This window comes from Pedobacter sp. AC190, from assembly GCF_979258025.1.
On the sequence record NZ_OZ409824.1, the window covers coordinates 1400418 to 1421806 of the forward strand.

33 protein-coding genes and 1 pseudogene are annotated in these 21389 nt (G+C 36.4%); 3 read left to right on the forward strand and 31 right to left on the reverse strand.

The window, feature by feature from the left end; translation table 11 throughout:
* Nucleotides 1-4 precede the first annotated feature (4 nt).
* Nucleotides 5-580 (forward strand): murein L,D-transpeptidase catalytic domain-containing protein, encoded by a 576-nt coding sequence (locus tag ACZZZI_RS06080; RefSeq protein ID WP_463488939.1) that lies wholly within the window; start codon nt 5-7, stop codon nt 578-580.
* 801 nt (nt 581-1381) lie between these two features.
* On the opposite strand, the gene ACZZZI_RS06085 is transcribed toward ACZZZI_RS06080, so the two are convergent.
* Entirely contained in the window at nt 1382-2584 is a 1203-nt protein-coding gene (locus tag ACZZZI_RS06085; protein ID WP_424059390.1) for a class I SAM-dependent methyltransferase, read from the reverse strand.
* A 283-nt stretch (nt 2585-2867) separates the two neighbouring features.
* Here ACZZZI_RS06085 and ACZZZI_RS06090 point away from each other — a divergent pair, with 283 nt between their 5' ends.
* Both ACZZZI_RS06090 and ACZZZI_RS06095 read left to right on the forward strand, forming a co-directional pair.
* Nucleotides 2868-4604 (forward strand): GMC family oxidoreductase, encoded by a 1737-nt coding sequence (locus tag ACZZZI_RS06090; protein WP_316764518.1) that lies wholly within the window; start codon nt 2868-2870, stop codon nt 4602-4604.
* Nucleotides 4605-4609: 5 nt separating this feature from the next.
* A complete protein-coding gene (locus tag ACZZZI_RS06095; protein ID WP_463488940.1) occupies nt 4610-5245 on the forward strand; it encodes a gluconate 2-dehydrogenase subunit 3 family protein in 636 nt (211 codons plus the stop codon).
* 49 nt (nt 5246-5294) lie between these two features.
* On the opposite strand, the gene ACZZZI_RS06100 is transcribed toward ACZZZI_RS06095, so the two are convergent.
* The 30 genes and pseudogenes from ACZZZI_RS06100 to rplC all read right to left on the reverse strand — a co-directional run bounded on the left by ACZZZI_RS06100 (nt 5295) and on the right by rplC (nt 21261).
* Nucleotides 5295-6140: a glycoside hydrolase domain-containing protein gene (locus ACZZZI_RS06100; RefSeq protein ID WP_463488941.1), complete on the reverse strand. Its 846-nt coding sequence runs from the start codon at nt 6138-6140 to the stop codon at nt 5295-5297.
* An 89-nt stretch (nt 6141-6229) separates the two neighbouring features.
* Entirely contained in the window at nt 6230-6763 is a 534-nt protein-coding gene (gene rplQ, locus ACZZZI_RS06105; RefSeq protein WP_344765842.1) for a 50S ribosomal protein L17, read from the reverse strand.
* A gap of 134 nt (nt 6764-6897) precedes the next feature.
* Nucleotides 6898-7890, reverse strand: a complete 993-nt coding sequence (locus tag ACZZZI_RS06110) for a DNA-directed RNA polymerase subunit alpha (RefSeq protein WP_056097531.1) — start codon at nt 7888-7890, stop codon at nt 6898-6900.
* Between the two features lie 85 nt (nt 7891-7975).
* Nucleotides 7976-8584 (reverse strand): 30S ribosomal protein S4, encoded by a 609-nt coding sequence (rpsD, locus tag ACZZZI_RS06115; protein ID WP_109929312.1) that lies wholly within the window; start codon nt 8582-8584, stop codon nt 7976-7978.
* A 62-nt stretch (nt 8585-8646) separates the two neighbouring features.
* Nucleotides 8647-9036: a 30S ribosomal protein S11 gene (rpsK, locus tag ACZZZI_RS06120; RefSeq protein WP_025145207.1), complete on the reverse strand. Its 390-nt coding sequence runs from the start codon at nt 9034-9036 to the stop codon at nt 8647-8649.
* A gap of 22 nt (nt 9037-9058) precedes the next feature.
* Entirely contained in the window at nt 9059-9436 is a 378-nt protein-coding gene (gene rpsM, locus ACZZZI_RS06125; RefSeq protein ID WP_056869760.1) for a 30S ribosomal protein S13, read from the reverse strand.
* Nucleotides 9437-9506: 70 nt separating this feature from the next.
* The gene (gene rpmJ / locus ACZZZI_RS06130; RefSeq protein WP_010599887.1) at nt 9507-9623 is read right to left on the reverse strand and encodes a 50S ribosomal protein L36; all 117 of its coding nucleotides are present in this window, start codon (nt 9621-9623) and stop codon (nt 9507-9509) included.
* A gap of 1 nt (nt 9624) precedes the next feature.
* The gene (gene infA / locus ACZZZI_RS06135) at nt 9625-9843 is read right to left on the reverse strand and encodes a translation initiation factor IF-1 (RefSeq protein WP_010599888.1); all 219 of its coding nucleotides are present in this window, start codon (nt 9841-9843) and stop codon (nt 9625-9627) included.
* Between the two features lie 71 nt (nt 9844-9914).
* The gene (map, locus tag ACZZZI_RS06140) at nt 9915-10700 is read right to left on the reverse strand and encodes a type I methionyl aminopeptidase (protein WP_463488942.1); all 786 of its coding nucleotides are present in this window, start codon (nt 10698-10700) and stop codon (nt 9915-9917) included.
* 9 nt (nt 10701-10709) lie between these two features.
* The gene (gene secY / locus ACZZZI_RS06145) at nt 10710-12050 is read right to left on the reverse strand and encodes a preprotein translocase subunit SecY (RefSeq protein ID WP_316764547.1); all 1341 of its coding nucleotides are present in this window, start codon (nt 12048-12050) and stop codon (nt 10710-10712) included.
* Nucleotides 12051-12057: 7 nt separating this feature from the next.
* Entirely contained in the window at nt 12058-12504 is a 447-nt protein-coding gene (gene rplO / locus ACZZZI_RS06150; RefSeq protein WP_316764550.1) for a 50S ribosomal protein L15, read from the reverse strand.
* A gap of 102 nt (nt 12505-12606) precedes the next feature.
* Complete coding sequence (gene rpmD / locus ACZZZI_RS06155; RefSeq protein WP_010599892.1) at nt 12607-12786, reverse strand: 50S ribosomal protein L30; 180 nt, start codon at nt 12784-12786, stop codon at nt 12607-12609.
* Nucleotides 12787-12790: 4 nt separating this feature from the next.
* Entirely contained in the window at nt 12791-13309 is a 519-nt protein-coding gene (gene rpsE, locus ACZZZI_RS06160; RefSeq protein WP_010599893.1) for a 30S ribosomal protein S5, read from the reverse strand.
* Nucleotides 13310-13327: 18 nt separating this feature from the next.
* Nucleotides 13328-13681 carry a 50S ribosomal protein L18 gene (gene rplR, locus ACZZZI_RS06165; RefSeq protein ID WP_316764554.1) on the reverse strand — a complete coding sequence of 118 codons (354 nt, stop codon included), beginning with the start codon at nt 13679-13681 and terminating at the stop codon, nt 13328-13330.
* A 5-nt stretch (nt 13682-13686) separates the two neighbouring features.
* A complete protein-coding gene (gene rplF / locus ACZZZI_RS06170; RefSeq protein ID WP_316764557.1) occupies nt 13687-14244 on the reverse strand; it encodes a 50S ribosomal protein L6 in 558 nt (185 codons plus the stop codon).
* Between the two features lie 19 nt (nt 14245-14263).
* A complete protein-coding gene (gene rpsH, locus ACZZZI_RS06175; protein WP_056869756.1) occupies nt 14264-14662 on the reverse strand; it encodes a 30S ribosomal protein S8 in 399 nt (132 codons plus the stop codon).
* Nucleotides 14663-14815: 153 nt separating this feature from the next.
* Nucleotides 14816-15085 carry a 30S ribosomal protein S14 gene (gene rpsN / locus ACZZZI_RS06180; protein ID WP_025145214.1) on the reverse strand — a complete coding sequence of 90 codons (270 nt, stop codon included), beginning with the start codon at nt 15083-15085 and terminating at the stop codon, nt 14816-14818.
* Nucleotides 15085-15651, reverse strand: coding sequence for a 50S ribosomal protein L5 (gene rplE / locus ACZZZI_RS06185; protein ID WP_316764562.1), 567 nt, complete (start codon nt 15649-15651; stop codon nt 15085-15087). The genes rpsN and rplE overlap by 1 nt, the downstream gene beginning before the upstream one ends.
* A complete protein-coding gene (rplX, locus tag ACZZZI_RS06190; protein ID WP_316764566.1) occupies nt 15651-15995 on the reverse strand; it encodes a 50S ribosomal protein L24 in 345 nt (114 codons plus the stop codon). Before rplX ends, rplE begins: the two co-directional genes overlap by 1 nt.
* Nucleotide 15996: 1 nt before the next feature.
* Entirely contained in the window at nt 15997-16365 is a 369-nt protein-coding gene (gene rplN, locus ACZZZI_RS06195; protein ID WP_010599900.1) for a 50S ribosomal protein L14, read from the reverse strand.
* 1 nt (nt 16366) lies between these two features.
* Nucleotides 16367-16621, reverse strand: a complete 255-nt coding sequence (rpsQ, locus tag ACZZZI_RS06200; RefSeq protein ID WP_010599901.1) for a 30S ribosomal protein S17 — start codon at nt 16619-16621, stop codon at nt 16367-16369.
* Nucleotides 16622-16634: 13 nt separating this feature from the next.
* Nucleotides 16635-16847: a 50S ribosomal protein L29 gene (gene rpmC / locus ACZZZI_RS06205; protein WP_056097521.1), complete on the reverse strand. Its 213-nt coding sequence runs from the start codon at nt 16845-16847 to the stop codon at nt 16635-16637.
* 74 nt (nt 16848-16921) lie between these two features.
* A complete protein-coding gene (gene rplP, locus ACZZZI_RS06210) occupies nt 16922-17344 on the reverse strand; it encodes a 50S ribosomal protein L16 (protein WP_010599903.1) in 423 nt (140 codons plus the stop codon).
* Between the two features lie 40 nt (nt 17345-17384).
* Entirely contained in the window at nt 17385-18230 is an 846-nt protein-coding gene (rpsC, locus tag ACZZZI_RS06215; RefSeq protein ID WP_316764571.1) for a 30S ribosomal protein S3, read from the reverse strand.
* 7 nt (nt 18231-18237) lie between these two features.
* Nucleotides 18238-18600 carry a 50S ribosomal protein L22 gene (rplV, locus tag ACZZZI_RS06220; protein ID WP_090501102.1) on the reverse strand — a complete coding sequence of 121 codons (363 nt, stop codon included), beginning with the start codon at nt 18598-18600 and terminating at the stop codon, nt 18238-18240.
* Nucleotides 18601-18607: 7 nt separating this feature from the next.
* Nucleotides 18608-18874 (reverse strand): 30S ribosomal protein S19, encoded by a 267-nt coding sequence (gene rpsS / locus ACZZZI_RS06225; protein WP_010599906.1) that lies wholly within the window; start codon nt 18872-18874, stop codon nt 18608-18610.
* Nucleotides 18874-19698: a 50S ribosomal protein L2 gene (gene rplB, locus ACZZZI_RS06230; protein WP_316764578.1), complete on the reverse strand. Its 825-nt coding sequence runs from the start codon at nt 19696-19698 to the stop codon at nt 18874-18876. Before rplB ends, rpsS begins: the two co-directional genes overlap by 1 nt.
* Nucleotides 19699-19718: 20 nt before the next feature.
* Entirely contained in the window at nt 19719-20009 is a 291-nt protein-coding gene (gene rplW, locus ACZZZI_RS06235; RefSeq protein WP_056097517.1) for a 50S ribosomal protein L23, read from the reverse strand.
* Nucleotide 20010: 1 nt separating this feature from the next.
* Nucleotides 20011-20640, reverse strand: a complete 630-nt coding sequence (rplD, locus tag ACZZZI_RS06240; protein ID WP_231459157.1) for a 50S ribosomal protein L4 — start codon at nt 20638-20640, stop codon at nt 20011-20013.
* 4 nt (nt 20641-20644) lie between these two features.
* A pseudogene (gene rplC, locus ACZZZI_RS06245) lies at nt 20645-21261 on the reverse strand (50S ribosomal protein L3).
* Between the last annotated feature and the right edge of the window lie 128 nt (nt 21262-21389).

Below are 21389 nucleotides of genomic sequence, written 5' to 3' on the forward strand. Positions count from 1 at the left end.
AAGCATGAAAAATCTCACAATCGTCATCATCCTTTTTACCCTATTCAGTTTTAAACCATCTTATAACAATAAAATAAGTGACTCAAAAATTGATGATGCTTTAGCTTTTTGTAGGAAAAACGACATGGATACCACCATTTGTATTATGGTAGATATGAGTATCCATTCGGGTAAAAACAGAATTTTCGTTTACGATTTCAAGAAAAAACAAATCACCATCGAGGGACTTTGTGCTCACGGCGTAGGCGGCGGAAGTACGGCAACTAAACCTTTTTTCAGTAATACTATTGGCAGTAATTGCACTTCTTTGGGAAAGTATAAAGTTAAAGGTCGTTCGTACAGCAACTGGGGAATTAATGTTCACTATAAAATGCACGGTTTAGAGGAAACGAATAATCATGCATTTAAGAGAATAGTCGTATTACATTCCTATACTCCAGTACCAAATAAAGAGATTTATCCGCAAACCTTATTTGGTCAAAGTGCTGGTTGCCCAGTTTTGGCTGACGAAGTCATGCGTAAAATAGATACACTTCTAAAAACAAAGAAAAAGCCAGTGTTGCTTTGGATTTACGTTTAAAAGCGATCGCTTTTGACATCATAATTCATAAACGATTTTAGATATTAAAAATCATATAAGCCCTCCTACATATATTTTTCCTACATTTCCTATATGTATTTTTTCTGAACAAGGCTTTGAATAAAACTTTCGTCATTGCGAGTTACGAAGCAATCCTAATGCACATGCAATTAAAACCCATAGGAGTAAGATTGCTTCGTGCCTCGCAATGACGAGGTTGGCGATAACCTTTTAGTATGCTATTTTCCTGAACATGCTCTTGAATAAAACGTTCGTCATTGCGAACTACCACGCAATCCTAATGCATTTGCAATGAGAACCCATAGTAGTAAGATTGCTTCGTCCCTCGCAATGACGAGGTTGGCGATAACCTTTTAGTATGCTATTTTCCTGAACATGCTCTTGAATAAAACGTTCGTCATTGCGAGGTACCAAGCAGTCCTAATGGATTTGCAATTAGAACCCATAGTAGTAAGATTGCTTCGTGCCTCGCAATGACGAGGTTGGCGATAACCTTAGAGTATGCTATTTTTCTGAACAAGCTCTTGAATAAAACGTTCGTCATTGCGAAGTATCAAGCAGTCCTAATGGATTTGCAATTAGAACCCATAGTAATAAGATTGCTTCGTGCCTCGCAATGACGAGGTTGGCGATAACCTTAAAGTATGCTATTTTCCTGAACATGCTCTTGAATAAAACGTTCGTCATTGCGAGGTACGAAGTAATTATAATGCACATGCAATTAAAACCCATAGTAGTAAGATTGCTTCGTGCCTCGCAATGACGAGGTTGGCGATAACCTTATAGATTTAAAAGTCGCTCCAAATGATGATAACCAATTCCGAAATACGATTTACTCGCTTTAATCTTCTCTAAAATCTCTGCCTGCCTTTCACTTTCTGCTTTGGTCTTCAAGCTTTCAGCTTTTTTAATCCCCACAACCAATACATTCTTCGGTGTATGAGCATCAGAAATAAATTCAAAAACCTTTGTTTTGTAACCAAAGTATTCTAAAATTAAAGCACGAATTCCATCGGTAACCATTTCAGCTTGGCGCTCTAAAAAGATGCCATATTTAGTTAAAAACGAAACATCATTCTTCACTTTGTTTTGCTCAATCTCCCTACGAATCTGTTTATGGCAACAAGGCGCAACCACAATTAATTCAGCATTAGCTTTAATCCCTTTAAAAATTGCGTCATCAGTCGCGGTATCGCAAGCATGAAGTGCAATTAACAAATTCACATCTTCGGCATTATAATCTTCAATAGTTCCCTGAACAAAGTTCAATTTATCAAAAGCAGACTTTTCTGCCACAGCATTGCACAAATCAACCATATCCTGGCGGTATTCAACACCAACAACTTCAGAATTTAACTTTAAAACTGAATGCAAGTAATCGTATAAAGCAAAAGTTAAATAACCTTTGCCTGAGCCCATATCGGCAACTTTTTTTATCGTGCCCTCAGGCAGTTCTTTTATTAAAGAACTTAATATTTCGATATAGTGGTTAATCTGCCTAAACTTATCTTGAGCGTTTTTGAAAACTTTTCCATCTGCATCGGTAATCTTTAGTTCAGTTAAATAGGGTTTTGAATCTGGTTTAATCAACCTGATTTTTTCTTGATCATGATTAACCGCAGGGATTTCCTTTGTACTCGCTTTTGTTTCCCTCAAAACAATTTTACCATTATTCAATTCTTCAAAAATCAAATCTCTTTGGGTAGTAAATAATGTTCCAATTTTAAAGCCTGTTCGTAAATATTCAGAAATTAAGTTTACGCCCTCAACAACTGCAAAGTTTTTTACAACATCACGTGTTTTGTAGCGAAAGGTAAAGGCCAATTTATCCTCCCGTTTAATCAAAACTTTACGAACTAAAATTTGCTTTAATAATTCTTCTTCCCCTTTGTAATTTCCTAAGGAAATTTTAACGAAATCTTTTAAGCTTAAGCTTTCCTCTAAGGCAGAAATAAATTGTTCTATATGTTCTGAAAATACCATTGATAAATTTTAAAGCACAAAGGTAAACCAATTTATCTGGAGATAATATTAAGACTTAGAATGTAACAATTGAGCGACTTTTTCATTTATCAAAAACTAAAATTTTCAATAGAAATAAGATCAAATATTCTCTAAACATCAATTAAGAAAACATTGAGGTAATACGATTTAGGAATATCTTAAACTAATATTATCTATAATCATTCCAAAAGATGGCCAACCCTTTTATTTCAAAAAAAAATGCTTTAGATTAGAATATCATTTTATTTTCTAACCATTACACATGAGTGACTTTCAAATAAAAAAATCGCCTACTGTTTACGATGCCATTGTTGTTGGCTCGGGAGCTGGTGGCGGAATGGCAGCATACGTATTAGCAAATGCTGGCCAAAAAGTTTTAATGCTAGAAGCTGGCCAATACTTTGATCCAAGAATGGATTCTCATCAGCTTAAATGGCCATGGGAATCTCCCCGTCGAGGAGCATCTACAACCAGACCTTTCGGTGATTTTGATGCTTCTTATGGAGGTTGGGAATTAGAAGGCGAACCTTATACTCAAAAGAATAAATCAGAATTTGAGTGGTTTAGATCGCGTATGCTTGGTGGCAGAACGAACCATTGGGGCAGAATTTCTTTGCGAATGGGTCCAGAAGATTTTAAACCTACCGATGGTTTAACCGATGATTGGCCAATAACTTACGCAGACGTTAAACCCTTTTACGATAAGGTTGACCGAATGATTGGTATTTACGGAACCGTTGAAGGTATTGAAAGTGAACCTGATGGAATTTTCATGAAACCGCCCAAACCAAGATTAAATGAATTATTTATAAAAAAAGGCGCCGAAAAGGCTGGCGTTAAAGTAATTACAGGGCGTGGAGCGGTAATGACTGAATCTATTAAAGGAAACAACGATCGTGCACCTTGTTTCTATTGCGGTCAATGTGGTAGAAGTTGTAAAGTATATGGCGATTTTTCAGCCTCCTCATGCCTGGTTATTCCTGCAGTAAAAACAGGAAACCTAACCGTAATTACCGATGCAATGGTGCGTGAAGTAATCACAGATAAAGATGGAAATGCAAAGGGCGTTTCATACGTTAACAGAAAAGATTTACAAGAATATCAGGTTAGCGGTAAGTTGGTTATTTTAGGGGCGAGTGCTTGCGAATCAGCTCGTATTCTTTTAAATTCTAAATCTTCGGCACACCCAGGCGGTTTGGCAAATAGCAGCGGTGTTGTTGGAAAATATTTACACGATTCTACAGGTGCGGGTGTTTCTGGCTTTTTACCGCAATTAATGGATCGAAAACGTTATAACGAGGACGGTTTAGGAAGTGTGCATATTTATTCGCCTTGGTGGCTTGATAATAAAAAATTAAACTTTCCAAGAGGCTATCATATTGAATATGGTGGCGGTATGGGCATGCCTTCTTATGGATTCGGAGGTGGCGTTTCTAAAATAAATGGTATGGTACCAGATCGAAACGGAAAAATGAAAGATGCAGGAGGTTACGGCAAATCATTAAAAGATGATTATCGCCGTTTCTATGGAACTGGAGTTGGTATGGCAGGCCGCGGCACTGCAATAGCCAGAGCAGATAATTATTGCGAAATAGATCCGAATATGGTTGATAAGTACGGCATTCCAGTATTAAGGTTCAATTATAAATGGGCAAAAGAAGAAATTTTGCAAGCTAAGCATATGCAAGAAACTTTCCTTTCGATAATGAAAGAAATGGGTGCCGTTGTAACTTCAGAAATTCATGGAGCGGATACAAACTACGGTTTGTTAAATCCAGGAAAAATTATTCACGAAGTTGGTACAATTCGCATGGGCGATGATCCTAAAAAATCTGCATTAAACAAATATTGCCAGGCACACGACTGCAAAAACCTTTTTGTAGTAGATGCTGGTCCGTTTGTTCAACAAGGTGATAAAAATGCAACCTGGACAATTTTAGCCTTATCAATGAGAACTGCCGAATATATTTTGGCTCAAAAGAAAAAACAAAACATTTAAGAATTATGAACAGACGTGATTCCATAAAAGCATTAGGCTTGACCGCTTTAAGCACAACAGTGCTGATAGAAGCCTGTAAACAACCCGAAACTAAAACCGAAGTAGTTGCTACCGCAGAAGAGCCCGCTAAAGAAGCTGGTAGAGAGCAATGGGAAATTGATAGGGATAAGAAATTAAAATCTGAAACATTTTTCACAAAGCACGAAATGGCTACAATAACTGTTTTGGCAGATATTATTATTCCAAAGGATGATGTTTCAGGTAGTGCATCAGATGCTAAAGTACCCGAGTTTATAGAATTTATTGTAAAAGACATACCCGAACATAAAGTACCAATGCGTGGTGGCCTAAAATGGTTAGATATTTACTGCTTTAATAAATTCCAGAAATCATTTGTAGAAGCTTCTGATAAGGAACAAATTTCTATAGTCGATGAAATTGCTTATCCGAAAAAAGCGAGGCCAGAAATGCAAGCTGGTGTAGCTTTCTTTAATAAAATGCGTGATTTAACCGCTTCAGGTTTTTACACTACCGAAATTGGTGTGAAAGATATTGGGTATGCGGGTAACACACCTAATCAATGGGCTGGCGTGCCCGATGATGTTTTAAAGCAATACGGCATGCAGAATGTGAAGATTTAACCAGTAATTATTTAAAGAGCGAAGCGCGGACTTTCGCTCTTTAAATATTCTATTTTGTGCTTTTTTCGAGCTTACGATATCCTTTAAATTTTTTACCAGGATTAAATACTTTCTTTGAATTTTCTTCCTGTGATAGAATCAAATTACAATCAAAGCTTAATTCTTCACCTTCTTTTAAGTCGATGTTTTCAGTATTAAAATCAAAAAGCATTGAACTGCCTTTAATATTTATTTGGAGTTTACCTTTCCCCTCATTTATCCAACCATTTTTGGTATTAGCATTCTCAAAATCCTTTTTGTTAATTAAACTCACATAAAGTCCCTGTTTTTCATCGCCAATCCAAACTACAGGAGCAGTCTTATCATGATTATTCCACTTCACGGTATCGGGGCGTAAACCTGCTCGTTGATTTAATCCTGCCAAATACTTAGCAGTAGGTTTTTCAAATGGGATGTGAAAGTTAATGCTAGCAAGCCTAACATCTTTTAATGCTGTAACTCTAATTTTATATTTAACTAAGCCATTGGCTAAAATTTCTCCATAAATTTCTTGCTTTAGATACTCAGAACTAGTCACAGCATTCCAAGTAATTGAATCCTTTACTGATGATGTTAAATTAAAATTTAATGGATTTAATTTAATTTGGGTTTTCGGTGTAGTGTAATAATGAAAATGAATGGGTTCATAAAATAACGGTCGGCCTTCATCTGTATGATCCTGACTATGAAATGTGTGAATTTGTTTTAAGAAGCCATCGGAATTAATTTCCACATCAAGACCATTAAGCGTAACTGTATGGTCTTTAATACTTAATTGATTTACAGCTGTTATGTTCTGACCATATCCTAATGCAGCAATAAATAGCGTAAAAAGTGTTAAAATTAGCTTATTCATAATTCGAATGTATATATTATTCCGTTTGAATATAAACAAAAAAAGTCCTGATCTTTCGAACAGGACTTTTTATCTTAAGGGAAATAAAATTATTCTCCTTTTGGTTCTTCAGTAGCAGGAGCTTCTTCAGTAGTAGCTTCTGGTGCAACTTCTTCAGCAGTTTCAGCTTTCGCTTCTTTAGCTTTTGGAGCAGCAGCAGTTTTGCTTTTACCACGACGAGTAGTTTTCTTCTCTTCTTTAACTTCTACATCTTTACCGTAAACAGTATTGTAATCTACCAATTCAATTAAAGCCATTTCAGCGTTATCACCTGCACGGTTGTTTAATTTAATGATACGAGTGTAACCACCTGGACGGGTTGCAACTTTCTCAGCAATTTCGCGGAATAAAATAGTTACTACTTCTTTATCTTGTAAGTAAGCGAATACAGTACGACGTGAGTGAGTAGTATCACTTTTAGATTTAGTGATAATTGGCTCGACATAAGTACGTAAAGCTTTTGCTTTAGCTAAAGTTGTTGTAATTCTTTTGTGCAAAATAAGTGATGAAGCCATATTAGCTAACATCGCTTTTCTGTGGCTTGCAGTTCTACCTAAGTGGTTTACTTTTTTACCGTGTCTCATTGTTTTTTTAATTGAGTGTATACCGTCTCGTTGCAATTAAGCTGAGGGAATTATACACTGTGAAATAATAATTTATTATTAAAGAAATAAGTTATAAGTTTTACGTAATACGTATCAATTATAACCCACAACTCTTACTCTTCGTCTAACTTAAATTTAGACAGGTTCATACCAAATGATAAACCTTTTGATTTTACAAGTTCTTGAATCTCTGTTAAAGATTTTTTACCAAAGTTTCTGAATTTTAACATGTCAGCAACATCGTAAGATACTAAATCAGCTAAAGTGCGAATATCAGCCGCTTTTAAGCAGTTTAATGCTCTAACTGAAAGATCCATATCAACTAATTCAGTTTTAAGGATTTTACGCATATGTAAAATTTCCTCATCAACTTCTTTAGTTTCCTCTTTAGCTTGAGATTCTAATACTAAGTTCTCATCAGAGAATAACATAAAGTGTTGGATAAGAATCTTAGCCGCTTCTTTTAATGCTTCTTCTGGGTGAATTGAACCATCAGTAGAAATATCTAATACCAATTTCTCGTAATCCGTTTTTTGTTCAACACGGAAGTTTTCAATTGTGTATTTTACGTTTTTCATTGGAGTGTAAATCGAATCGATAGCGATAACACCTACAACAGCATCAGCAACTTTATTCTCTTCAGCAGGTACATAACCACGTCCTTTATTGATGGTTAACTCTACTTCTAAAGTAACAGATTTATCCATGTTGCAAATTACATGCTCAGGATTTAAAACTGTAAAGTTATTAGAGAATTTAGTGATATCACCAGCCTTGAATTGATCTTGACCGTTAACAATGATGAAAACTTTTTCAGCATCACCAGAATCACCTGTTTTCTTAAAACGTACTTGTTTTAAGTTTAAGATAATATCAGTTAAATCTTCTACAACACCTTTCATGGTAGAAAACTCATGCGAAACGCCTGAAAAACGAATAGTAGTAATAGCATAACCTTCTAATGAAGAAAGTAATATTCTTCTTAAGGCATTACCAATTGTTACACCGAAACCGGGCTCTAAAGGACGAAATTCAAATATGCCATCGAAATCAGTTGATTTCTGCATGATCACTTTGTCTGGTTTCTGAAATGCTAAAATTGCCATTTATATTTTTTTAAATTCGTTATTGAATATATAGTAACATGAAAAAAGTTAATTACCCTTTTGAGGTAATTAACTAGATCACTTATTACTTTGAGTATAACTCGATGATTAAGTTTTCCTTAATGTTTTCAGGAATCTCGTCGCGTTGAGGATAAGTTAAGAACTTACCTGTTAACTCACTAGCATTCCACTCTAACCAAGCAAATTTATTAATTGTTCTGCCTGCAACTGAGTTACTAATTGATTCTAAAGATTTAGATTTTTCACGAACCGCAACTACATCACCAGCTTTTAACTGATATGAAGGGATATTTACAACTTCACCATTCACGGTTACGTGTTTATGGCTAACTAACTGGCGTGCACCAGAACGGGTTGTTGCAATACCTAAACGGTATACTGTGTTATCTAAACGTGCTTCTAACAACTGAAGTAAGTTATCACCGGTAATACCAGCACGAGAAGATGCTTTTTTAAACAAATTACTGAATTGTTTTTCTAATACACCATAAGTATATTTTACTTTTTGTTTCTCCATTAACTGGATAGCATATTCAGATTGTTTTCCTCTTCTTTTTGATGAGCCATGTTGCCCAGGAGGATAATTTTTTCTGTCTAACACCTTATCAGGACCGAAAATTGGTTCTCTGAATTTACGGGCGATTTTTGATTTTGGGCCTGTATATCTTGCCATTTTTTTTTCTGTTTTAAAGTATCATTCGATCTGAAACCGAAGATTCTTAGCTTTAAAATTAATTAAACTCTTCTCTTTTTAGGAGGACGACATCCGTTGTGAGGAAGTGGAGTAATATCTTTAATAGATGTTACTTCGATACCTGCTACTTGTAAAGTTCTGATTGCAGATTCACGACCTGAACCTGGACCTTTTACAAACACTTCAACTTTACGTAAACCTAAATCAAATGCAACTTTACCGCAATCTGAAGCTGCTTGACCAGCTGCATACGGAGTGTTCTTTTTAGAACCTTTAAAGCCCATTTTACCAGCAGACGACCATGAAATGGTTTGTCCGTTGTTGTTTGTTAAGGTAACGATAATGTTGTTGAAAGTAGCATTTATATGCGCCTGACCAACAGACTCAATTACAACGATACGTTTTTTGGTTACTTTTTTACTCTTAGCCATGTTTATTACGTTCTACTAATGATTATTTAGTAGCCTTTTTCTTGTTAGCAACTGTTTTTCTCTTACCCTTACGAGTACGTGAGTTATTTTTTGTACGCTGTCCACGAGAAGGTAAACCTTTTCTGTGACGTAATCCACGGTAACAACCAATATCCATTAAACGTTTAATGTTTAATTGAACCTCTGAGCGTAAAGCACCTTCTACTTTAATCTCATCGTTAATCATTGTACGGATTGCTGATAACTCATCATCAGACCAGTCTTGTACTTTTTTGTTAAGGTCGATACCCGCAGTCGTTAAAATACGTTGTGCAGTTGTTTTACCTATTCCGTAGATATAAGTTAAACCAATCTCTCCTCTTTTGTTTCTTGGTAAATCAATACCTGAAATCCTTGCCATATTTGTTTATGTTTTTTAGTAAGTCTGAACGGCGGGCCACCGTTGTACAGCACATTACAATATTTTCAAATTACCCTTGACGTTGCTTGTATTTTGGATTTTTCTTGTTAATAACGTAAAGTTTACCTTTACGGCGAATAATCTTGCAATCAGCGCTACGTTTTTTAATTGATGATCTAACTTTCATTTTATTTGTATCTATAAGTTATGCGACCTTTTGTTAAATCATAAGGCGACATTTCCAATTTAACTTTATCTCCAGGTAGAATCTTGATGTAGTGCATCCTCATCTTTCCTGAAATGTGCGCAATAATTTCATGCCCGTTCTCGAGTTCTACTCTGAACATTGCATTAGATAATGCTTCTCTTATTACTCCGTCTTGTTCAATTGAGGCTTGTTTAGCCATATTTTGTTGATTGTTACTTAATTAGCTGCTTCTAAACAGGGATGCAAAATTAAATAAAAAATTTTAATTATTTATTTTTTTTGTTGTAAAACTTTTTCTATTAAAGAAAAGGTTGATAAAACATCTGCCTGCCCCTTTTTAATTGCTACTGTGTGTTCAAAATGAGCTGAAGGTTTATTATCCTTACTTGTCACAGTCCATCCATCTTTATGAAACATAATGCCAGCTACACCTGCATTAATCATAGGTTCTATTGCGATAACCATTCCTTCTTCAAGTTTTGGCCCACTCCCACGTTTTCCATAATTCGGAACTTCTGGTTTCTCGTGAAGTTTAACACCCACACCATGTCCTACAAGTTCTCTAACTACTCCAAAACCGTTGTCTTCTGCATGCTGCTGAACGGCAAAACCGATATCACCTGTACGCATTCCAACAACTGCTTTTTCTAACCCAAGTTCAAGGCAACGCTTGGTAACTTCAATTAATTTCTGCTTTTCAGCATCTACCTCTCCTATCGAAAAAGTATATGCTGAATCGCCGAAATAATTATTTTTAATTACACCACAGTCAACCGAGATCAAATCACCTTCCTTAATTACATAATCGCTTGGAAAACCATGAACAACTTGTTCATTTGGCGAAATGCATAAAGAATTTGGAAAACCGTTATAGTTTAGAAATGCAGGAATTGCTCCATTGTCATTTATAAACTCATAAGCTAGTTTATCCAGCTGATTTGTTGTAACACCTGGACCGATAATTTTAGCCACTTCAGCTAAAGTTTTCGAAACAAGTAAAGAACTTTCTCTTATTAACTCAATCTCATCAAGAGACTTGTAATAAATTTTAGACATTATTTATAACTACAACGCAGCGTTGCTACTAGCAGCAGGAACTCCTGTTCTGCCCGTAACACGTCCCGTTTTCATTAAACCGTCATAATGACGCATTAAAAGATAACTTTCAATTTGTTGTAATGTATCTAAAACAACACCCACTAAAATCAATAGCGATGTACCACCAAAGAAGTGAGCAAATTCTTGTTTAATACCGAACTTCACAGCTACCGAAGGCAATACAGCTATAATCGCTAAAAATACTGCTCCTGGGAAAGTGATTTTAGAAATTACATCATCAATAAAAGTTGACGTTGCAAAACCAGGTTTAACACCTGGAATAAAACCACCATTTTTCTTCATATCATCACTCATTTGAGTTGGATTAACCGTAATGGCTGTGTAGAAGAACGTAAAGGCAATAATTAAAAACGCGAAAGTTAAACTGTAAGCTAACGATGTTGTGTTGCTGAATTGGATTAACCATGAACCTTGTAAAGAAGGAACAAATTGAATTAAAGCACCTGGAATAAACATTAATGCTTGCGCAAAAATGATTGGCATTACACCTGCTGCATTAACCTTTAAAGGAATGTATTGACGTACACCACCAAACTGACGATTGCCAACTATCTTTTTTGCATACTGTACAGGCACCTTACGAACGCCTTGTACAATTAAGATAGTAAACATTACAATCGCAAATAAGGCAACAACCTCTAATACTAAAGCAACCGGACCACCACCAGTACTTGCTGCACCTACTTTATCCGAAAACTCCTGGCTAATTGCCTGAGGTAAACGAGCAATGATACCCACCATAATAATTAATGATGTACCATTTCCAATACCTTTATCCGTAATTTTCTCACCTAACCACATCACAAATAATGTACCTGCAGTTAAAACAAATGTAGAAAGAACTAAAAATAAAGTGTTTGGTAATAAAATAGCTTCAGCAGGAACTTGTGTTTTAACATAACCTACTGATTGAACAATTGTGATTGCTACGGTTAAATAGCGGGTAATCTGGTTCATTTTTTTTCTACCACTTTCGCCTTCTTTCTGCATTTTTTGGAAAGAAGGAACAGCAATACCTAATAGTTGCACCACGATGGATGCAGAGATATAAGGCATTACCCCTAAAGCTAAAATAGACACACGAGAGAAAGAACCTCCGGCAAACATATCCAGTAAGCCTAAGATACCTGATTTCTCGTTTGCGCCTAAAACATTAGGATCTACACCTGGCAAAACCACGTGAGATACAAAACGGTATACCAAAAGAATCATGACCGTAAATAATATACGCTCTTTTAATTCTTGAATTTTCCAGATATTACTTAAAGTAGTAAATAGCTTCTTCATTTAATAATTACAATTTTACAATTGAACCACCTGCTGCTTCAATAGCTTTTTGTGCGGTTGCAGAAAACGCATGTGCTGTAATCTCTAATTTTGCTTTTACTTCACCACGACCTAAAATTTTAACTAAGTCATTTTTTGAAGCTAAACCATGCGCTTGTAAAGCAGCGAAATCGATAGTTGTTAAGCTGAATTTTTCAGCTAAAGTTTGTAATACATCTAAGTTTACACCAACATATTCTGTACGGTTAATTGGTTTGAAACCAACTTTAGGCACACGACGTTGTAAAGGCATTTGACCACCTTCAAAACCGATTTTAGTTTTGTGACCAGAACGAGAACCAGCACCTTTGTGACCACGAGTTGAAGTACCACCACGGCCTGAACCTGTACCACGACCAATTCTCTTACTGTTTTTTGTAGAACCTTTTGCAGGTTTTAAAGTATTTAAATTCATTTTTTTGAATTTGTGTTGCCCTTCGCTTTCACTAAACAGGTACAACGATTAAACATATATAAAGCTAGTACAGGTTTTTACCTATACTAGCTTCAAACTTTATTAAATTGCTTCGATAGCTACTAAGTGATTCACTTTGCGAACCATACCGATAATTTGCGGTGTAGCCTCTACTTCAACACTTTGGTTCATTTTTGATAAACCTAAAGCCTGAACGGTTCTTTTTTGGCGCTCGCTTCTGTCGATAACGCTTTTTACTTGTGTTATTTTGATCTTAGCCATGATATTATCCGTTAAAAACTTTATTTAAATCGATACCACGAGTTTGAGCTACTGTATAAGCATCACGCATTTTTGTTAATGCATCAACAGTTGCTTTTACCACGTTGTGAGGATTTGATGAACCTTTAGATTTTGCTAATACGTTATGAACACCAGCACTCTCTAATACAGCACGCATTGCACCACCTGCGATTACACCTGTACCTACTGCTGCTGGTTTGATTAATACAAAGCCACCAGAGAATTTACCGATTTGCTCGTGAGGAACAGTACCGTTTAAAATTGGAACTTTAACTAAGTTCTTTTTAGCATCATCCACACCCTTAGCGATTGCTTCAGTTACTTCTTTCGCTTTACCTAAACCGAAACCAACAACACCGTTTTCATCTCCAACAACAACAATTGCTGAGAAGCTGAAAGTACGACCACCTTTGGTTACTTTGGCAACACGTTGTATACTAACCAAACGATCCTTTAATTCGATATCGGTGGTTTTTACTCTTTTTATATTGATAGTTGACATCTTACTTTTCTTTTCAGATTAAAATACTAGACCAGCTTCGCGGGCACCCTCTGCCAACGATTTAATACGACCGTGGTATAAATAGCCATTTCTATCGAAAACAACTTCTTTAACACCAGCAGCAATTGCTTTTTCTGCTACTAATTTACCTACAGCTACAGATTGGTCACTTTTGTTACCTGTTCCAGAAAAATCTTTTGATAAAGATGATGCTGAAGCTATTGTTGTACCTGTGATGTCGTTAATTACCTGAGCATAAATCCCTTTATTGCTTCTAAATACAGATAACCTTGGACGTTCCTCAGAACCAGTAAGTCTCTTTCTGATCCCTTTTTTAATACGATCTCTTCTTGATAATTTTTTACCTGCCATGATTACTATTTTTTAGATGCTGATTTACCTGCTTTTCTTCTTAACACTTCACCTACAAACTTAATACCTTTACCTTTATAAGGCTCTGGAGCACGTAACGAACGAATTTTCGCAGCTACCTGACCAATAAGTTGTTTATCAATACTTTCTAAAATGATTTTAGGAGTTTGACCTTTTTCTGATGTAGTGGTTACTTTAATCTCTTCTGGTAATTGAAATACGTAATGGTGAGAATAACCTAAAACTAGATCTAATGTATTACCTGCATTTGTAGCACGGTAACCAACACCTACTAATTCTTGAGTTAATTTGTAACCTTCTGTAACACCAATAACCATATTGTTAAGCAATGAACGGTATAAACCATGTAATGCTTTGTGTTTCTTTTGTTCTGAAGGACGGCTTACATTTAAAATTCCGTCTTCTTGACTTACAGTGATATCTGTATCTACTGCTTGTGTTAATTCACCTTTAGGGCCTTTTACACTTACTACGTTATCTTTAGATACGGTAACTGTAACACCTGAAGGGATTGTAATTGGGGCTTTTCCTATTCTTGACATTGTGCTGTTCTCCTAATAATTAATAAACGTGACACAATACCTCACCACCAATGTTTAATTTGGCTGCTTCTTTATCAGTCATTACACCTTTAGAAGTAGATAAGATTGCGATACCTAAACCGTTTAATACTCTTGGCATATTTTCAACACCAGCATAGTTTCTCAAACCTGGTTTACTAATTCGCATCAAAGTACGAATAGCAGGAACTTTAGTAATTGGATTGTATTTCAAAGCAATTTTGATTGTGCCTTGAACTGTAGTATCTTCAAACTTGTAGTTCGCGATGTAACCTTTGTCAAAAAGAACTTTAGTGATTTCTTTTTTAAGGTTTGATGCAGGAATTTCTACAACACGGTGGTTGGCCTTAATGGCATTCCTTACTCTTGTTAAATAATCTGCTATTGGATCTGTATTCATTTTTTATTGTTTTTGATAGTGGTTTCCTTCTGCTACCCAGCTGTGGGACCTGCTACCGGTTAAAATTCTTTATTTAAGCAAAAAGGCTAAAGCACAAAGACTAAAGCGATACTAATATCACTTTAGACTTTGAACTATCAGCTTTAAGCTATATTACCAAGATGCTTTTTTAACACCTGGTATTTTACCGTCTAGCGCCATTTGGCGGAACGTAACCCTTGAAATACCAAAGGTACGCATATAACCACGTGGACGACCAGTTAATTTACAACGGTTGTGTAAACGTACTGGAGATGAGTTTTTAGGTAATTTATCTAAACCCTCGAAATCTCCTGCAGCTTTTAAAACTGCACGTTTTTCAGCGTATCTAGCTACCAATTTTTGGCGCTTAACTTCGCGTGCTTTTACACCTTCTTTTGCCATTATTCTGCTGTTTTTTGATTTTTAAATGGTAATCCGAATTGTTTCAATAACTCAAGAGCCTCAACGTCAGATTTTGCCGAAGTTACGAAAGTTATATCCATCCCTAAAATTTTATTGATTTTATCGATATTAATCTCTGGGAAAATGATTTGCTCAGTAACACCTAACGTATAGTTACCTTTACCGTCAAACCCTTTATCGTTAATACCTTTAAAATCACGAATACGTGGTAAAGCTACAGAGATCAAACGATCTAAGAACTCATACATATTGTTATCACGTAAAGTAACGCGTACACCTACTGGCATACCTTTACGTAATTTAAAGTTAGAGATATCTTTCTTAGAGTTAGCCGGAACCGCTTGTTGACCAGTAATAGTAGTCAATTCAACGATTGTGGTATCCATAATCTTTTTATCTGTTACAGAAAAACGACCAACACCCTGATTGATACAGATTTTTTCCAATTTAGGAACCTGCATTACAGTTTTGTACTGAAATTTTTCTTTTAACGCACTTACAACTTCTTCTTTGTACTTGCTTTTTAATCTTGGTGTAGTAGCCATTATTTAATCTCCTCTCCTGATATTTTAGCAACTCTAACCAATTTACCATCTGCGTTAAGTTTACGACCTACGCGGGTAGCTTTACCAGATTTTGGATCAACCAACATCAAGTTAGAAATGTGAAGAGCAGCTTCTTTTTTAATAATACCACCGTTAGGGTTTGCAGCATTTGGTTTAGTATGTTTAGATACTAAGTTAACGCCTTCTACAATGGCTCTGTTTTTATCTGTAAGTACTGAAAGTACTTTTCCTTGTTGACCTTTTGAATCGCCAGCAATGATTTTAACTAAATCTCCAGTGCGGATTTTCAGTTTTGATGGTGCAATAATTAATTTCTTTCCCATTTTACAATACCTCCGGTGCTAATGATACAATTTTCATGAATTGTTTTTCACGTAGTTCTCTCGCAACCGGGCCAAAGATACGTGTACCTCTTGGCTCATCCTGTGCGTTCAATAATACAGCTGCATTATCGTCAAAACGGATATAAGAACCATCTTTACGACGGATTTCTTTTTTAGTTCTTACAACAACTGCTTTAGAAACTGTACCTTTTTTAATGTTACCTGACGGTAAAGCGCTTTTTACAGTAACAACCACTTTATCACCAATTGAAGCATAACGTTTGCCGGTTCCACCTAGCACGCGAATTACTAATACTTCTTTAGCGCCGCTGTTATCAGCAACGTTTAATCTCGATTCCTGTTGTACCATCTTATTTAGCTCTTTCTAAAATTTGTACCAATCTCCAGTTCTTGTTCTTACTCAAAGGACGAGTTTCCATAATTAATACAGTATCACCGATACCACATTCGTTTTTCTCGTCGTGAGCCATAAATTTGGTAGTTTTCTTTACGAACTTACCATAAATCGGGTGTTTTACTTTACGTTCCACGCTCACTACAACAGATTTATCCATCTTGTTGCTTACCACCAACCCGGTTCTTGTTTTTCTTAATTGTCTTTCCATTTCGACTCTCAAATTAATTAGTTTCAGTAGCTGACTCAGCGTTTTTCACTTTAGTCAGTTCAGTGTTTAAACGGGCTATGTCTTTCCTTACTTTTGCAATGCGTGAAGGATTTTCGATAGCTGAAATAGTGTGAGCGAACTTTAATTTTGATAAGTTCTCTTTTTCTTCCGCAATCTTAGCTACTAATTCTTCTTTTGAAAGCCCTGTGATTTCTGAATTTTTCATTTTTATTTTTCTTTACGGTTGAGTGTAGCGGTTATAATAAACAAGTATTTACAACATTCATCTCAACAACTTTACTATGCTTCTACGTAATCTCTACGTACTACAAATTTTGTTTGGATTGGTAATTTCTGAGCAGCTAAACGTAATGCTTCTTTAGCAACTTCTAAAGGCACACCTTCAGCTTCGAAAATTACACGTCCTGGTCTTACTACTGCAACCCAGTATTCAGGAGCACCCTTACCTTTACCCATACGTACTTCGGCAGGTTTTTTAGTTACCGGTTTGTCCGGGAAAATCCTGATCCATACTTGGCCTTCACGTTTCATGAAACGAGTTACGGCAATACGGGCAGCCTCTATCTGGCGACTTGTAATCCAAGTTGCTTCTAAAGATTTGATACCGAAAGATCCGAATGCTAATTCAGCTCCACGAGAAGCTAAACCCTTCATTCTGCCTTTTTGCATCTTCCTGAACTTCGTTCTTTTTGGCTGTAACATTTTATTTTGTTCTAATCGTTAAACGATGTTAATAAATCAATTATTTACGAGGACCTCTGTTAGCGCCTGCGCCACCACCTCTGTTTGCACCACCTTGGCCTGGACCACGACCGCCACCTTGGTTTCCACCACGTCTGTCGTTACCACCGCCACGGTTATCTCTTCCTCCACCTCTGTTATCTCTTCCACCGAAAGCTGGTTTCTCTGATTGGCCTTTAGGACCGTTATTTGCTGCACCAATGTTTGGAGACAAATCACGTTTTCCATAAACTTCACCTTTACAGATCCAAACTTTAACACCTATTTTACCGTAAGTAGTTAAAGCTTCAGCTAAAGCGTAATCGATATCAGCACGGAATGTATGCAAAGGCACTCTTCCTTCTTTGTATTGTTCAGTACGTGCCATTTCAGCACCACCTAAACGACCAGAAGTCATGATTTTAATACCTTCAGCACCCATACGCATTGTTGATGCGATAGAAGATTTCATTGCTCTACGGAATGAGATCCTTGCTTCTAATTGTTTTGCAACACCTTCTGCAACTAATTGTGCATCAAGCTCTGGGCGTTTAATCTCGAAAATGTTAATTTGAATTTCCTTTTTAGTCAATTTCTTTAACTCTTCTTTGATTTTATCAACCTCAGCACCTGCTTTACCGATTACGATACCTGGGCGAGCTGTGTGGATAGTTACAGTGATACGTTTTAACGTACGCTCGATAACTACTTTTGCAACACCACCTTTAGCAATACGAGCAGAAAGGTATTTTCTTATTTTCTCATCTTCAACTAATTTATCGGAGTAGTTGTTGCCACCGAACCAGTTAGAATCCCATCCTTTGATAATTCCTAACCTGGCACCTATTGGATTTGCTTTTTGTCCCATTTCCTAATTAGTTTTGAGTTGTTTCTGTGTTTTTACTATCTACAATCAGCGTTACGTGGTTAGAACGTTTACGAATTCTATATCCACGGCCTTGAGGAGCTGGACGTAAGCGTTTTAACTGACGACCACCATCAACCATAACTGTTTTTACAAAAAGTTGGTTTTCTTCAGGGCGAGCACCTTCATTTTTCGATTCCCAGTTTTTAATCGCAGATAATAATAATTTCTCAACTCTTATTGCTGCTTCTTTGTTGGTAAACTTTAAAATGCTTAATGCTTTCTCTACACGTTCACCTCTGATAAGATCTACAACCAAACGCATCTTACGCGGTGAGGTTGGACAATTGTTTAATTTTGCTATTGCTTCCATTGTCTAATTATTTTTTCTTTTCAGCGTGTCCTCTGAATGTTCTGGTTGGAGCAAATTCTCCCAACTTGTGACCAACCATGTTTTCTGTTACGTACACAGGGATAAACTTGTTACCATTGTGTACTGCAAATGTATGATTAACGAAATCTGGTGAAATCATTGATCTACGAGACCAAGTTTTGATTACAGACTTTTTGCCTGAATCATTCATAGAGTTTACTTTTTTCTCTACGTTATGGTCAATATAAGGTCCTTTTTTTATCGAACGAGCCATTATTTCTTCCTTCTCTCTATGATGTAACGATTAGAATATTTCTTAAGTTCTCTGGTTTTGTAGCCTTTAGCTAAAACGCCATTTCTTGAACGTGGGTGACCACCTGATGATCTACCTTCACCACCACCCATTGGGTGATCGACAGGGTTCATCGCTACCGGTCTAGTTCTCGGACGACGGCCCAACCAACGTTTACGACCTGCTTTACCTAATACTTCGTTTGCGTGATCTGAGTTAGATACAGCACCGATAGTAGCAAGACAAGTAGTCAAGATTAAACGGGTTTCGCCTGAAGGCATTTTTAAAGTAGCATATTTACCATCGCGGGCAGCTAATTGTGCGTAAGCACCTGCACTACGAGCTAATTGTGCTCCTTTTCCAGGATGGATTTCTACGTTGTGAACGATAGAACCTAATGGAATGTTCGATAATTTTAAAGTGTTACCTACTTCTGGTGCTGCAGTATCGCCCGATAATAATACCGAACCAACTTGCAATCCTTCAGGAGCAATAATGTAACGCTTCTCGCCATCTGCATAGTTTAATAATGCGATGCGGGCAGTACGGTTAGGATCGTATTCAACAGTAGCCACTGTTGCAGGAATATCAAATTTATCGCGTTTGAAGTCGATTAAACGATATGATTTTTTATGACCACCACCCATGTAGCGCATAGTCATTTTACCTGTGTTGTTACGTCCACCAGACTTTTTTGATGATACAACCAATGATTTTTCGGGCTTGGTTGCTGTAATCTCCGTAAAGCTGGCACCTACTCTAAAGCGGGTTCCCGGAGTAACTGGTTTAAATTTTCTTAAGCCCATAGTTATAATTAATAATTAAATTAAAGATTTGCGTAATAATCTATTGTCTCACCGTCTTTTAACGTTACAATTGCTTTTTTGTATTTCGGGCTACGGCCTGAAACAAAACCTGCTTTTGTGTAACGAGATTTAGCTTTACCATCTACAACCATAGTGTTGATTGAAGTGATTGTAACACCATAAAGTTTTTCAATTGCAGACTTAATCTGTAATTTATTTGCTTTGTGGTTAACACTAAATGTAAAAACGTTTAATTTTTCAGTTAAAGCTGAAGCTTTTTCGGTTAATATTGGTTTTTTTAAAATTTCCATATTATTTGGCAAATGCCTCCTCCAAAGTTTTAACAGAATCTGCAGTTAACACAAGTACACCAGCGTTTAATACATCATAAGTATTTAAATCTGCCGCAGTAATTACTTTAGTTTTCTCTACGTTTCTGCTTGATAAATAGATATTATTATTTTGTGAAGGTAAAACCAACAAAGTTTTTTGAGTACCTACATTTAATGCAGCTAATAAACTTGTATAGTTTTTAGTTTTAATTGTATCGAAGTTGAAATCTTCTAAAACTACCACGTTGTTATCTTTTGCTTTATAAGCTAAAGCAGATTTACGTGCTAATGATTTTAATTTCTTGTTCAATTTAAAACTGTAATCACGCGGTTGAGGACCGAAAACACGACCACCACCGTTAAATAACGGAGATTTAATGCTACCTGCTCTTGCACCACCTGTACCTTTTTGTTTGTATAGTTTGCGGGTTGAACCAGCAATCTCGTTACGTTGTTTAGATTTGTGAGTACCTTGACGTTGGTTAGCCAAATACTGTTTAACATCTAAATAAATCGCGTGGTCGTTAGGCTCGATACCGAATACCGATTCAGGAAGTTGCACCTTGGCACCTGTTTCTTTACCTGAAATGTTTAATACTTTAACTTCCATCTGATTACTTGTCTAAGATTACGTAAGAACCTTTAGCTCCTGGAATGGAACCACTAACTACTAAAAGGTTTTGCTCAGCATAAACTTTCAAAACTTGCAAGTTTTGAACTTTTACTCTGTCTCCACCTGTTCTTCCAGCCATGCGCATTCCTTTGAATACACGTGAAGGGAATGACGATGCTCCCAATGAACCTGGGGCACGTAAACGGTTATGCTGACCGTGAGTCTGCATACCAACACCGGCAAATCCGTGGCGTTTTACAACACCTTGAAAACCTTTACCTTTTGAGGTACCTACAACATCAACAAAATCGCCTTCTGCGAATGCATCAACAGTTACTACATCACCTAAGTTAAGTGAAGTTGTAAACGAATCGAATTCAACAAGTTTGCGTTTCGGAGTTGTGTTTGCTTTCGCGAAATGGCCTTTTAACGGTTGAGTTGTGTTTTTCTCTTTTTCTCATCATATCCTAACTGAATAGATGAATACCCGTCTTTTTCTTCGGTCTTCACTTGTGTAACTACACAAGGCCCAGCCTCGATTACAGTACATGGAATGTTTTTTCCATCTGCATCGAAGATACTGGTCATTCCTACTTTTTTTCCAATAATTCCTGACATTTTATCTTTTAATTTAACACCCATCGAAGCAGTAGGGCTTCGTTCAAGGTGGTTGTACATCCCCCGAAAGGGACGGCAAAGATAGACAAGAATTATTAATTTTCAAATAGTTAGCGAAATATTTTTTC